General features: G+C 40.9%; 9 protein-coding genes. 5 read left to right on the top strand and 4 right to left on the bottom strand.

Annotated features, from left to right (window positions below; genetic code table 11):
- Positions 1-5 precede the first annotated feature (5 nt).
- Positions 6-1,439: a RagB/SusD family nutrient uptake outer membrane protein gene (locus OGI71_RS15565; protein ID WP_282250154.1), complete on the top strand. Its 1,434-nt coding sequence runs from the start codon at positions 6-8 to the stop codon at positions 1,437-1,439.
- Between the two features lie 296 nt (positions 1,440-1,735).
- On the top strand, positions 1,736-4,126 hold the full coding sequence (locus OGI71_RS15560; RefSeq protein WP_282250153.1) for a PDZ domain-containing protein: 2,391 nt from the start codon (positions 1,736-1,738) through the stop codon (positions 4,124-4,126).
- 218 nt (positions 4,127-4,344) lie between these two features.
- Here the strand turns inward: OGI71_RS15560 and OGI71_RS15555 are convergent, their stop codons facing one another.
- Positions 4,345-4,977: an MgtC/SapB family protein gene (locus tag OGI71_RS15555; protein WP_282250152.1), complete on the bottom strand. Its 633-nt coding sequence runs from the start codon at positions 4,975-4,977 to the stop codon at positions 4,345-4,347.
- Between the two features lie 272 nt (positions 4,978-5,249).
- On the opposite strand from OGI71_RS15555, the gene OGI71_RS15550 reads away from it, so the two are divergent.
- The gene (locus OGI71_RS15550; protein ID WP_282250151.1) at positions 5,250-7,304 is read left to right on the top strand and encodes a DNRLRE domain-containing protein; all 2,055 of its coding nucleotides are present in this window, start codon (positions 5,250-5,252) and stop codon (positions 7,302-7,304) included.
- Between the two features lie 118 nt (positions 7,305-7,422).
- On the opposite strand, the gene OGI71_RS15545 is transcribed toward OGI71_RS15550, so the two are convergent.
- Positions 7,423-8,622: a hypothetical protein gene (locus OGI71_RS15545; RefSeq protein WP_282250150.1), complete on the bottom strand. Its 1,200-nt coding sequence runs from the start codon at positions 8,620-8,622 to the stop codon at positions 7,423-7,425.
- Positions 8,623-8,645: 23 nt separating this feature from the next.
- A complete protein-coding gene (locus tag OGI71_RS15540; protein WP_282250149.1) occupies positions 8,646-11,054 on the bottom strand; it encodes a TonB-dependent receptor plug domain-containing protein in 2,409 nt (802 codons plus the stop codon).
- A gap of 569 nt (positions 11,055-11,623) precedes the next feature.
- On the opposite strand from OGI71_RS15540, the gene OGI71_RS15535 reads away from it, so the two are divergent.
- Complete coding sequence (locus OGI71_RS15535; protein ID WP_223585120.1) at positions 11,624-11,890, top strand: PqqD family protein; 267 nt, start codon at positions 11,624-11,626, stop codon at positions 11,888-11,890.
- A gap of 35 nt (positions 11,891-11,925) precedes the next feature.
- A complete protein-coding gene (locus tag OGI71_RS15530) occupies positions 11,926-12,948 on the top strand; it encodes a bestrophin family ion channel (protein ID WP_282250147.1) in 1,023 nt (340 codons plus the stop codon).
- Between the two features lie 42 nt (positions 12,949-12,990).
- Here OGI71_RS15530 and OGI71_RS15525 read toward each other — a convergent pair whose 3' ends face one another.
- A complete protein-coding gene (locus tag OGI71_RS15525; protein ID WP_282250146.1) occupies positions 12,991-13,449 on the bottom strand; it encodes an Lrp/AsnC family transcriptional regulator in 459 nt (152 codons plus the stop codon).
- Positions 13,450-13,520: the final 71 nt, after the last annotated feature.

The following is a 13,520-nucleotide window of genomic DNA, read 5'->3' as shown; positions in this document are numbered from 1 at the left end:
CAATTATGAAATCGAGATATATCCTTTGTGCCCTGTTGACTGCATGTCTGCTACAGAGCTGTGAAAAATCCTTACAAGAGACGCCGAAGACGGTGATTTCACCAGATGAATTTTTTAAGAACCCGAGTAGCTATGAATCGGCAGTTACAGGTATCTACGCTGATTTTCCACTATATGTCGTGTATACGCATGAGATGATTACCGACCTCTATGCAACACCTTCTGCATCAGCCGAACAAGCCTTGCCAATTTATAATAACCAACCTACAGCAGATTATTATAATGCAGGTGGTGCATGGAATACACCCTATGCAGTGATTAAGAATGCTAATTTTATTTTGGAATACCTTCCTAATGCACCATTGGATGATAGTAAAAAGGCGCAATTAATTGCCGAGGCCAGCTTCTTGCGCGGGTATGCTTTCTTTAATCTGGTACAATTGTTTGGCGATGTGCCGTTACCATTGAAGATTCCTCAGGATTACAACAGTCTAAGATTGCCCCGAACTGGACAGGCTCAGGTTTACGAACAGGTGTTAAAAGATTTACTGTACGCTGAGCAGAATCTTCCTGACAAAGCCGCACAGCAAGGACGTGTGGATAAGAGCGTAGCCACAGCGGTTTTGGCTCGCGTATACCTGACCATGGCCGGCAATCCGCTCAAGCAGACCCATTATTATAAAGATGCGCTGCAAAAAGCTACCGCGGTGATCAACTCCGGAAAATACAAATTGATGGATGACTATGCACAGGTATTTCACAATACGAAGTATACCAGTGAATCCATTTGGGAGAAGTTATATGAACCAGGTCGTGGTTCCAATTTCTTGAACGGCTCATCCAATACTTCTCCTGGCTATAATCCGACCCTTGTTCCATCAAACAATTTTATGGCGAGTTTTTCAAAAGGTGATCGTCGTTTTTCCTGGGGGGTCATTAGCAACTATGTCAAGCCTGATAAAAAGGTTCTGGACCGCCCGTTTTTTCAGAAATTTGTAGATACCGCCTCTATCAATCGAGGAGATTTGCCCTCACAGGCAAGTATTCCGTATTCTGTTCCCATTATCCGATTGGCCGAGATGTATCTGATCGCTGCTGAATCCGAAAATGCAATCAATGGTCCCGCAAATGCCTATAGCTATATTAATACTATTCGTAAAAGAGCACGTATAGATAAAAATGATCCCACACAGGTACCTGATTTGAGTGGATTATCCAAGGAACAATTCCAACAGGCAGTTTGGAGAGAGTTTGATTGGGAATTGCATGAGGAGGGACAGTCTTGGACGATAATGAAGCGAACTAATACATTTGACCGTATTCAGAAACAACGTGGTGCCTCGCTGAACGTTCCGGTCGGACCATACAATCAGACCTGGCTTATTCCGACCACCGAAGTGACTAACAATAATATACCACAGAATCCCTTATATAAATAACAAGATTAGGGGTAAATAAAGTGCAAACTAACTTGGACAATTAGAGGAATATGAAACAACAAGCTGTTCAAAAGGAGAAAATGAGCCTTCTGAAAATTGAATAGTTAAAAAGAGACAATGGGAGATAAGAGCAAAAATTAAATAGAAAAGGTCCGCAGCATAGGCGGCCTCTAAAAATAAAATAATTAAAATAAACGGATTTATAGGGACAAATTCGTTTATTCGACGTCTTTATCATAAGTAGCTAAATTTATTTTAAGATTGACCAAACTATAACCAAATGAAATATTAAAATTATGAAGATAAAACCAAGTCTAGTTCCCAAATTATTGTTTATTGGTCTGAGCTGTGCACCTATTTTTACAACACAAGCGCAACAGTCCGGTACGATCAAGCGTGTTTACATCAGTACAAAGGGCAGTGACCAAAATCCGGGAACAGTAACGCGTCCTTTTGCTACAGCCGAAGCGGCTTTAAAAGCCGTTGAAAAATCCAAACAGGGAAAAGCGACAACAGGTATTGAAATTATCTTTACCGGCGGCACCTATTATCTGGACAAACCGATTCAATTATCGGCGGCATTTTCAGGTACAAAAAAGCAACCTTTGCGTATCAAAGCAGCAGACGGAAAGCAAGTCATCCTCAGCGGAGCCAAACCTCTTGATTTGAAATGGGAACAAGGAGAAAAAGGCATATGGAAAACTAAAATCCCCGCAGGAATGAGTTTCCAAAGCCTTTATGCAAACGATGCACATCTCGTGAGGGCGCGTTATCCAAATTATGATGCATCCGTACTACCTTTTCAGGGCTATGCTGCTGATGCATTAAGTCCGGAGCGTGTTGCGACCTGGAAAAATCCAACAGGAGGTATTGTCCATGCTTTACATTCGGGTCGTTGGGGTGGATTCCATTATCGTATTACCGGAAAAGATGGAGCATCAAAGGTTAAACTTGGAGGTGGTGAGCAAAATAACCGACCAAGTCCAATGCATGAAACCTATCGCTATGTCGAGAATATAGTTGAAGAACTTGACACCGCGCAAGAGTGGTATTTGGATGAGCAGACAGCGACCCTATATTATATGCCATCCAAAGGTAAGGATCCCAATCAATTGAAATTTGAGGCGCCGCAGTTGGAAAATTTGATTACGATTGCTGGATCTGCCAGCAATCCAGTGCAGGATATCGAAGTCAGCGGTATCCGCTTTATGCATACGGCAGCTACTTTTATGAAAACGGCCGAGCCACTATTGCGTAGTGACTGGACCATCTATCGTCAAGGAGCGGTGAAGATCGAAGGTGCTGAAAACTGTGTTATTCGTGCCAATGATTTTATCGAATTGGGAGGAAATGCAGTCTTCGTTAACAATTACAACCGTGGCGTTAAAATCAGTGGCAACCGTATTGAACAGATCGGTGCCAGTGCCATCAACTTTGTGGGCGATCCTGAGGCAGTACGCTCACCCGCTTTTCGCTATGAGAAATTTGTTCCACTCAGTCAGATGGATACCGTTAAGGGGCCTAAAAGTAATAATTACCCCATGGATTGTGAAGCCAGTGACAATTTGATTCACACTATCGGATTGATCGAAAAACAGGTCGCCGGTGTGCAGGTCTCCATGGCTGAGTCTTTACGTATTTTGCACAATACCATTTACAATGTACCCCGTGCTGGTATCAATGTTGGCGATGGTACCTGGGGCGGTCATGAGATCGCTTACAATGATGTCTTTAGCACGGTACTGGAGACCAGCGACCACGGCGCGTTTAACTCTTGGGGACGTGATCGTTTTTGGCATCCTGATCGAAACAAGATGGATCAGCTGACAGCGGCTCAGCCAAACTTGATCTTAATGGATGCGGTCAAAACAACCAAAATTCACGATAACCGTTTTCGCTGTGACCACGGTTGGGATATTGATTTGGATGATGGATCTTCCAACTATGAAATCTACAACAATCTCTGTTTAAGCGGTGGATTAAAATTGCGGGAGGGCTTTTACCGCAAAGTATATAATAATGTGATGCTCAACAATGGTTTCCATCCACATGTCTGGTTCCAAAATAGCCACGATGTCTTTCGCAATAATATTGTGATGCATGCTCATCAAGATATTCAGGTGAAGTACTGGGGAGATGAGGTGGACTACAATATTTATGCACGGCAAGAAGATCTTCAAAAAGATCAGGCTAAAGGTATAGAAAAACATGGTCGTGTTGTTGCAATGAATTTTGTTGCACCTACTCTTGGCGATTTCCGATTGAAGAACTGGAAAAACCAAGGTTTTAAAAATTTTGATATGCTGCATTTCGGTGTGACCAGCAAAAGACTGAAAAGTCTTGCTACCAGTCCGGAGATACCACAGCTGATCCAAAAAGACACAAAAGAACAGGGCGTGAAGTGGGCTTGGAAAGGTGGAAACTTTAAATCTGTTGAAACATTGGGCGAACAGTCAGCCGCTGGACTTCCATCGATTGCCGGTGTGTTGGTTCTTCAATTGGATGAAAATAGCACAATCTATAAGAGCGGTTTACGGGTAGGGGATGTTATCCTCAACTATCAAGGTGAGAAAATCGATAAGTTAACAGATTTGCAGCAAGCTATTAAAAAATATGTGCATGCCGATCAACCTAAGGTTGTCCTTTTTAGAAACCAACAACAGCAGGAGTTGGATTTGCAACTTTAGTAAGTCATCTAGGGTATGATTAATAGCCTAGTACAATAATAAAAGGAGGTTGTCCAAAGTGTGAAGTGACAACCTCCTTTTTATTTCATACACGTCTCCCGAAAATAGTATTGTTGAAGAAAATTATTGCTTGGCTCAGAAATTATAGATAGAAAAGGATAACGTTAACATGTCAATTCTAAAATCAATAGCCTCGCCAAAGCCAGGGGATAAAAGATTTAGAATTTAAACTCGTCAATTGTCAGGTCGTTGAAAAGTAGCTTTGCACAATTTTCATGATTCTGGGTAGTGCCCTGTACATACCAGATGACGGTATATTTTCCACCACGTCGGATCTGTTTACCACGTTTTGCTTTTAAATGATGTTGCCTGAAGATCTCTTCATATTTTGCTAACGCTCTCTCATCATAAGGAAGGGTAATCTCATAGGTATAGCGCATGCTGATCCGATCGATAATATTCTGAATGTATTTAAAGACAATCAACATTAAAAACACTGCAATGGAACTAATCGTTGCTTCTTTGTAATAGCCTGCGCCAATGGTCATGCCCAGAGAGGCACAGATCCATATGGTGACTGCCGTAGTGAGCCCCGATACACGGTTTTCTTCCTTAAAGATGACACCTGCGCCTACAAAACCTATTCCGGTGATAATATTGGCGGCGATACGGTCGGGACTCCCTGGTCCACCCAGACTCAACGAGAGCATAGTAAACATACAGGACCCCAATGTAACCAATATCATGGTTCTTAATCCAGCAGATTTCAGCTGATACTCCCGCTCGAGTCCAATAATACCACCTACAATAATGGAAAATAAGATGGGATGGATGTCGTCAATAAAATTCATGTTCTCGCTTTTACCTACCGTAAAAGTAGCGTGTTTCAGCTTTATTTACAAAGCACTTTTGTCTGTTTGCTGAAATTATTTTCGCTTATGGATTGAAAGCAAACTGTTGCAGGGGACAGTAGGTTCGATCATGGAATGAATGACAAGTGGAGTGGACGGTTCAGGAGGAAAAATAAATAATTTTGAAAATAGTTTAGGACAATTTGCAGTTTCAAACGTTATGTGTTAAGCGTTAATGAATAATCCTTACGATAAAATTTTAAACCAAAATTATGAGAAAATCTATTATCCTGATTTCAATTGGCCTGCTAGGCTTGTTAAGTTGCAAGAAAACCGACAGGCTCGTTGCAAATGATGTACTTAAAGCAAAGGCTCTTGTCAATGGCATGACATTGGGGGCTACCTACTATGTAGACCCTTCCGGTAGCGATGACAGTATTGGTACAAGTGCCGGAGCGGCATGGAAGACCCTAGCCAAAATTAATGCTTCTGTGTTCAGTCCTGGAGATCGGATCCTTTTCAAGAGTGGTGCCGTATGGAATGATACCCTGCATATCAAAAGTTCTGGAGCCAGTGGAGCGGCTATTGTGCTCGACAAATACGATGGTGAGACACGGCCCATTATCAATGGTGGCGGGAAAAGAAATGGTTCCAATACGCTATATTTAAATAAGGTATCATATGTCGAAGTTAATAATCTGGAATTGACCAATATGGTGCCAAGCGGAACCAGTTATGCAGCAACCGGAATCAGGGTAAATGGTGGTACTGACATTGCTGTAAAGAACTGTTACATCCACCATGTAAATGCTGCGTTTGATAATCAGCCGAATTTTCAAAAAGCTACCGGCGGTATTATTATTGATGGCACCGTAAGCAATGTATTGGTGCAAAGCTGCCATATTGCTAATTCCTCAGTCACCGGTATACGCACTACCGGAACAGCAACCAATGTACTGTTTGACGATAATCTGCTGGAATATATCTATGGCGATGGCATTATCATGGCCGGAGCGACGGGAGGTTGCAAGATTACTCATAATACGGTCTATAAAGCCTGTATGAATACAACCAATTATAACTATGCAGGTATCTGGACCGTAAAGAGCAAGAATACCGTAGTCGCCTATAATGAGGTCTATGGGCTGACCGGTGGAGGCGCCAATGATGGTATGGCCTTCGACGCTGATGGCTATGATGCCAATTCCCCGACTAATGGTGATGTTTTTGAATATAATTATTCGCATGACAACAACGGCGGCTTTATGCTGTTTATGTACAATTCGCAGAATATTACAGTACGTTATAATGTCAGTGTCAATGATATCGGAACTAGTGGTAAGAAAAAACTGTTTCTTTTTAATGGTAGTACAAACCGCAATCACCAGATTTATAATAATGTGTTCTACATTAAGAATCCAGGGGGGACTATCTTCCATAGTGCTCCGTATGGTACCTACTCAAATAATATTTTTTATGTAGCACCATCGGCTACAGGTTTGGCTCTAGCCAGAAACGATGCCGGCAATTCGATTCCATTGACAAATCAGACAAGGTTCAACAACAATAATTTTTACCCCGGCAATATATTTACCGCGTTCAACTGGGGAACCTCGGTGCAGAGTAATAGCTTTTATACAGATCCCGCGTTCTTAAATCCAGTTGCAGGAACGGGCTTTGATATTGCCAAGGGCTATGATGTGGATCCCAATTCACTGGTCCGCAATGCGGGGATACTTATCACTGGCAATGGCGGAAAAGATTTTGTAGGCAATGTTTTACCTGCGGGTAATCCAGATGTCGGTGCGTTTCAACATGCTGTAGTTTCACTAGCAGGCAGTAGTCTTGCCGATGCCTATGTGCGCAATGGTACTTATGCTGGTGTCAATTATGGGACATCGCCGGATCTGATCGTAAAATCTGATGCGGTATCTTATGCCCGCAAATCATATGTAAAATTTGATATCGCTGCTGTTACGCGACCGAAGGTAAGTTTGGCGGTCTTAAAAATGTATGTCAGTGGGGTCAACACGGCACCACAGCGTGCAATCAATATCTATACGACGGGTACCAGTTCCTGGCTGGAAAATACCATCAATTGGAATAATGCACCAATGGATACAGTATCGGCTGGGAAGATTGTTGTTTCGGGGGACGGTCTTCAGAGCATTGACGTGACGAATGCCATTAATAGACTGCTCACGGGTACCGATCGTAAAGTATCATTTCTATTTCTCAATACAGGTGCTGTTTCCTCTACAAATGACATGTCGTTTAGCAGTAAAGAAGCTGCGGCAAACAAACCGGTCCTGGAACTTCAATATTAGTACATTTCAAGAAAATGAAAAAAATAGTTCCCCTCAGTAGGGAAGGCTTTAGTTTTAATTACATAAAAAATCCGCCCCTTATCTGGAGCGGATTTTTACACTGCGTTTGCAATCTATCTTATTTTAATTTATTGATGTGATATACCTGGGTTACACCTGGATCAATTTCAGCACCTTTTTTAACGGTGTTATTTTTAATATTATACTCGTAAATAAACCATTTTGAGGCTGGGGTTTTTACAGCAGTATACAGATTCCCGTTTTCGATCAGGTTGATTGTTGTCGTTGGATCTCCACCTGTCATTTCAGCTAGGTTGGCTACAATTCTTTTATTGGCTACATCGATCACATAAGGTCTGATGTATGCTTTTCCTTCACCCAACCAAGCGAGGTCACCACCTTTTACCGCGTAGTCTTTTAGGTCAAATAGATAGTTTTTATCAAATTGAGTTTGACCATTATTGACACGCATCAGCGCATATGTACCATCCGTTTTACCACGGGTCAATATATATAGATTGTTGTTATCATCCAGGAAGGAGTAATTCTCTCTTTGCCAGTGGCCCGCTACATAACTCGCTCTGTCGTCGCTCATCACATGACCGTTTTGCATGCTTGGGTAATCGCAGATATAGACGTAAGCTTTCTTGTCTATCGGTTTGTAATCGTAGTTATAATAGAAGAAACCAAAATATGCCTTTCCGCCGCCAATGCGCATACTGGTGACATTGAGGATCGTCGGATCAACACTGCCATCGGGTTTGTAAACTGTGTAATCCAACAGTGGAATCTGCGCTTTTAAGGTTTTTGAGATCGTCATATCCTTGGTATTCATAAAGTAGATGTCCTTTTCGAATACTTTTTTCTCCAAGTTTGCATCACTCGCTCCTGTTCCCGTAAAAACAATTTCTTCCGTGCTGCTAAACTGGGCTGCGACTTTCCCTAAATAGAAATCGGTTGGAAAAGCATAATTATCAACCTCTTTGAATTGTCCGTTGTCTGTCAGTTGGTGTTTACTAAAACGGGTTCCGTCATTGGATAAGTAATAGTAGCCATTGAATATATAGGCATAACCTGCATATCGTGCTTGCGGCAGGTTGCCCGTGATGTCTACCCCTTTATTATTTGCAGGCGATAATAAGGTATCTTTCATGATTTTATCGGTTGTCAACAGGTACGATCCATTGGCCGTAGCCACCCAGACAGAATATGTGGATGGTATAGTTTCTGTAACTTCGGGGATGCTCGGGCTATCTTTGCAGGAGGATAGTAATAGTCCTGCTAATGCACAATAGCCAAATAGTCTATTTTTCTTCATGATTATTGATGGTGTTTGATGAATTATAATATTGATATTCTAAATTTTACGTAAAATGCTCTTCCGGGCTTTTGGAGACGAAAGTTGTCATAAGCGCGTTCATCAAAGATGTTGCGGGCCTCACCTGAAATATTATATCGGTTGCGGTTCCATGAATAGCTCACTAACAAGGAGTGAACAATTTGGGTAGGAATATAATTTTTGGAAGCGAGTGAACCAAGATGGCTATCGCTTAAATAAAACCATTTGGTATACTGGGTCGTCCAGTTAAACTGTGTACGGCTCCCTTTGCTGAACCAGTCATTTTGAGCAAAACCAAGATCTAGATTACCGTATGTCCAAGGACGGTTGGGTATTTGATAGCCATAAGACAAGCTAACTTCCTGACTGGTTTCGTTGGTAAATTTCTGATTATCGATGGCTCTATCATAACTTCCATTTAATGCGGCTGTGATGATATCTTTATAGCCGTAGCGAAATTCGAAACTTCCACCATATATTTTTACCCCCGGAATATTGTAGTACTGAAATTTGTCGCGTTCATCTTGGGTGACGATACGTACATTTTGATAATCTTTTGCCAAGCGGTAGAACCCCGAAACGTCGAGATTTATAAAATGGTTTTCATTAAAAAATGTATTATAATAAAAACCCGTGTTGAGGTTATCACTGCGCTCAGGCTTGAGATCCCAATTTGAAACATAATTTTGATCATCACCATAAATGGCAATCATTTCGGGCATATTATAAGCTCGCTCGGCAGAGAATTTAACCCCGCCATCTTTGAAGATCCTGTAACGGGAAGCGAGGCTATAACCTTTATAACCTAGATATTTTGATTGTGTGATAATTGCACCACTCAATAATTCATTGTTATCGCCGAATTTACGCTGATCAACCTGTTGATCGGTATCTATGCCGTAGTATTTGATCGCAATATTGGTGACCAATCGTTTATCCAACCATTGACTCTGCCAGGCTAGTCCTGCGATATGCTTAACCATGTTTTTGGGCAAACCTGAGGTACTATTGTTTGCTATTTCATCAAAAGTTTTACGGTAATTGGTACTGACATTGTAGTTGAGGTTCAAACTATGGTTGCGACTTTCGTCGAAGTCATAGTTTAGATTTATCCTTCCAAGTACACTATTGGTGTTCTGTTTGTTATAGATCTCCTTTCGTCTGTTCTGACCATTTGGGTTGCTGATCGGATTGCCGGTCCATTCATAGTTATATTGGGCAGTATCTCTGTTGCGGGTGATGTCAAAGCCATAGTTTGCGTAGATATCAGCATATAATCTGTCAATAATGAAATTTTGCTTTTTATAGCTCAGGGTAGGCATGATGTAAGCTGATTCTCGCCAGTCGCCACCATAAGGTTTGTTGATCGTGGCGCCGAGTTGATTTTGTTTATTATTTCCGGAATAAGTCAGACCAACGAAAAACTGATCGGCCCAGCTTTTGTCGCGTAGGCCTATCTCAACTTGGGCCATAGACGAATAATAGCGGTCATTGAAGCGTCTCACCACATCAATAGGTACGAATTTATTATTTACTACTTTTTCAAAAACGATACCGTACTTTTCCTCTGTATACATTTTGTAGTCATTGTCCGAATAGTTGTAGAAAGCATTTGTCCGGACAGATAGTTTATTTTTAGGATTGGTATACATACCAACTAAAGATGCCTGGTGGGTATTGAAGGAGCCATAACTATAGCTGAGATCAAGGAAATGTCTATTCCGTTGTTTGGTAATGATGTTGACGGCTCCCCCGAGGGCATCCGATCCTAAAAATGCGGGAACAACCCCTTTATAGATTTCTATTCGATCGACCAAATTGACCGGGATATTATTTAAGGACATGGCAGACCCAAAATCATCCATCGGAACACCGTCTATATAGATCTTGGCAGCAAGACCGTTAATACGGAAGACAAAATTAGAGCCTAGTCCACCGTCTTCCCGAAAGGTCACGCCGGGAGCTGTACGAAGAATTTGGCTCACATTGGCGGTTTGGTTGGCATATCGGTTCATGTCAACAACACTCACATTGAATCCTGATCTTTTTATTTCGTTGACTTTTTTTTGGTTTTCCGTTTGCCCTTTTACATGGACAGTTTCCAGCATATGTTCATCATTTTTGAGCTGAAAGTCTTTGTACGTTTCATTACTTTTCAATAGGATAGTTTGCGTAATGTAACCAACAGAGGTCACCTCAATTTTAAGGTTCTGTTTAGAATCTATTTTTAATTTGTAAAAACCATCTATATCAGTCGATGTGCTGAGGTTGGTGCCGACAACGGTAATGGTGGCGCTTTCGATCGCTTTTCCGAAGGCATCTTTCACATACCCTGAAAAGGATGTTTGAGCTTGCGCAACGGAGGTAAGGAAAAATACCGAGAGGAAAAAAATGTAGGTTGACTTGAGCATGCTATTAGCGTTATGTATGTTTTTATAATGACATATGATTGGATCGTTTAACTATGCTCCTGCCAATCAGCTTTATAGGAGTATAAGTTTTTCAAAGCGGGACAAATATAAGTTTATTTAGATTAAATACAAATAATGGTTTTAATATTTTATAAATATTCATGTTAGCAGACCGCTTGCTAAATATGGGAAGGAAATAGATAAGTTGTAGACTGCGGAAGATTCATGTAATCTCCTGCAGCCATTTTTTGCTTTTTTCTTAGGTCATTCGCAGGGTATAACCGTCCTATAGAATAGCGGTTGCAGATAACTTTTAAAAATTGCCGATATATTTAATAAAATTGTTAACTTATGTTATCCACTATTCCATTTCAATTTTTTTATTGCAGGATATGATAATATAATAAATCGAGTGCTGTATTTTCCACTGTCTTTTCTATCTTTGATAGAAAGCCACCTTGGAGACGAAAATGCCATTCGAATTCATTGGATAAGTATATATTTTTTCGTAATAGGACAAACCAAACAGACGGTTTGAATGTCATAGAAATAAAAAGAAGAATAGCCAGATGAAACTTAGAGGAGATTTACAATTACGCAAATTGGGCGATGACCATATTCTAGTCTATCCAGGGCAAGATCAACTGGATGCTTCTAAGGTGTATACCTTTAATGAGACCGCTGTACAGATCTGGTTGGAACTGCAGGGAAAGGAATTTAATGTCGAAAGTGTAACAGCCGTTTTGTTGGATAATTATGAGGTGGAGGAGAACGAGGCTGAAAGAGATGCTGCAAAATTGGTCAAGCAATTTGAAAAACAAGGATTTTTGATTTAACTGATATTGGAAGGCCTTAATGACATATACCTTTTATGATCACAACAAAATATTTTAATTACAAACAGATCTTTAACCTTGCTGGGGTACACCTGATCTGGCTGACAGCCTGGTGTTCTCTTGTTGCTGTCGTTTATTATTTTTTTCAATGGGAATGGATGATCATTCCTTGGGTTCCCCTGGCACTGATTGGTACAGCAGAGGCTTTTTATGTGGGTTTTAAAAATAACCAGGCTTATGATAGGTTATGGGAGGCACGTAAGATATGGGGTGGGATCGTCAACTCTAGCCGTTCCTTTGTATCTATGCTTTATGCTTTTAATACCGAACAAGGGGATCAGCAAAATTTGGAAGAATTCAGGAAAAAAATAACCTATCGTCATATTGCCTGGTTATATCAACTGCGTGAACAGCTCTTGATACCAACCGAATGGGAGCACATCAGCCTGAAGAGACATATTGGGGCATTGAACGTAAAAAGGCATCGTTTAATAAAGGCTGGTTTTCCGGACTATAGCCGTACACCTATTTTTTTACATAAATATCTTTCGGCGGAGGAATTTGCATTGCAATCAAGCTATAGAAACTTTGCAACTTATTTAAATGCCGAACAGGCAAAAGATATCAATGCCTTAAAAAATGATGGGATAATCTCGGATTTTAATCAAACGCAATTGCAGAATAGCCTCAATCAATTCTATGATTACCAGGGGCAAGCCGAGCGGATCAAAAAGTTTCCCTCGCCAAGGCAGTTTGCAAGTACGGCATTTGTTTTTAATGTTATCTTGATCATGCTATTACCCTTAGGGCTGGTCAATGAATTTGCCAAGTTGGGTCATTGGGGAATCTGGACAAGTATTCCTTTTTGTGTGGTGATCGGATGGATCTATATTGTAATGGAGCTGGTCGGGGATTATACCGAAAATCCATTTGGTGGACTGATGTTTGATATCCCGATGCTGTCGATCTGTCGGACGATCGAGATTGACTTATTGCAAATGATGGGTGAAGAAAATCTGCCCGAGCCGATCGCATCAAAGAATGGCGTATTGGTTTAATAATACATGGATTTGGCAGTACCTTCTCGTTTAATAGGTTGTTTAAATGAGAATGGTCAATGTGTTTTTTACCTCAGCTATCATAAATGAACTGTGTGTACTAGCAATATGCTGTAGTGAGGTCAGCTTACTCAGCATGAAATGGCGGTAGTCTTCCATATCGCGCACACAGATTTTTAGGATGTAATCATAGTCGCCGCTGACATGGAAGCATTCAGTGACTTCCTGTAAATCCATCACCTCGCGCTCGAACTGCTGAATATATTCTTTTTTATGCTGTGTGAGTTTGACATGGCAGAGCACCATAAAATCCTTGGCAATCTTGTGCTTATTGAGGAGGGCAATATATTTGGAGATTACCCCTGTGTTTTCGAGTTTGCGCACACGCTCATACACCGCCGTTACAGATAATCTGAGCTTATAAGCAAGCTCTTTGCTGGTTTGTTTGGCATCTTCCTGTAGAAATTGCAATAATTTCTTATCTGTTTCATCGAATTGCATAGATTATTTTTTGGTTTAAAAATATACACTGTATCTGTTATAGATATATTTTCTGATATTTTGTTAAATAT

This window comes from Sphingobacterium sp. ML3W (genome assembly GCF_029542085.1).
In the GTDB taxonomy this organism is placed as follows: Bacteria; Bacteroidota; Bacteroidia; order Sphingobacteriales; family Sphingobacteriaceae; genus Sphingobacterium.
The sequence above is the reverse complement of the archived record's forward strand: the minus strand, read 5'-3'. Positions and strand labels throughout refer to the sequence as shown.

Coding starts and splice junctions, on each gene's coding strand:
- OGI71_RS15565 (WP_282250154.1), top strand. CDS start 6: ATGAAATCGAGATATATCCTTTGTGCCCTGTTGACTGCATGTCTGCTA.
- OGI71_RS15560 (WP_282250153.1), top strand. CDS start 1,736: ATGAAGATAAAACCAAGTCTAGTTCCCAAATTATTGTTTATTGGTCTG.
- OGI71_RS15555 (WP_282250152.1), bottom strand. CDS start 4,977: ATGAATTTTATTGACGACATCCATCCCATCTTATTTTCCATTATTGTA.
- OGI71_RS15550 (WP_282250151.1), top strand. CDS start 5,250: ATGAGAAAATCTATTATCCTGATTTCAATTGGCCTGCTAGGCTTGTTA.
- OGI71_RS15545 (WP_282250150.1), bottom strand. CDS start 8,622: ATGAAGAAAAATAGACTATTTGGCTATTGTGCATTAGCAGGACTATTA.
- OGI71_RS15540 (WP_282250149.1), bottom strand. CDS start 11,054: ATGCTCAAGTCAACCTACATTTTTTTCCTCTCGGTATTTTTCCTTACC.
- OGI71_RS15535 (WP_223585120.1), top strand. CDS start 11,624: ATGAAACTTAGAGGAGATTTACAATTACGCAAATTGGGCGATGACCAT.
- OGI71_RS15530 (WP_282250147.1), top strand. CDS start 11,926: ATGATCACAACAAAATATTTTAATTACAAACAGATCTTTAACCTTGCT.
- OGI71_RS15525 (WP_282250146.1), bottom strand. CDS start 13,449: ATGCAATTCGATGAAACAGATAAGAAATTATTGCAATTTCTACAGGAA.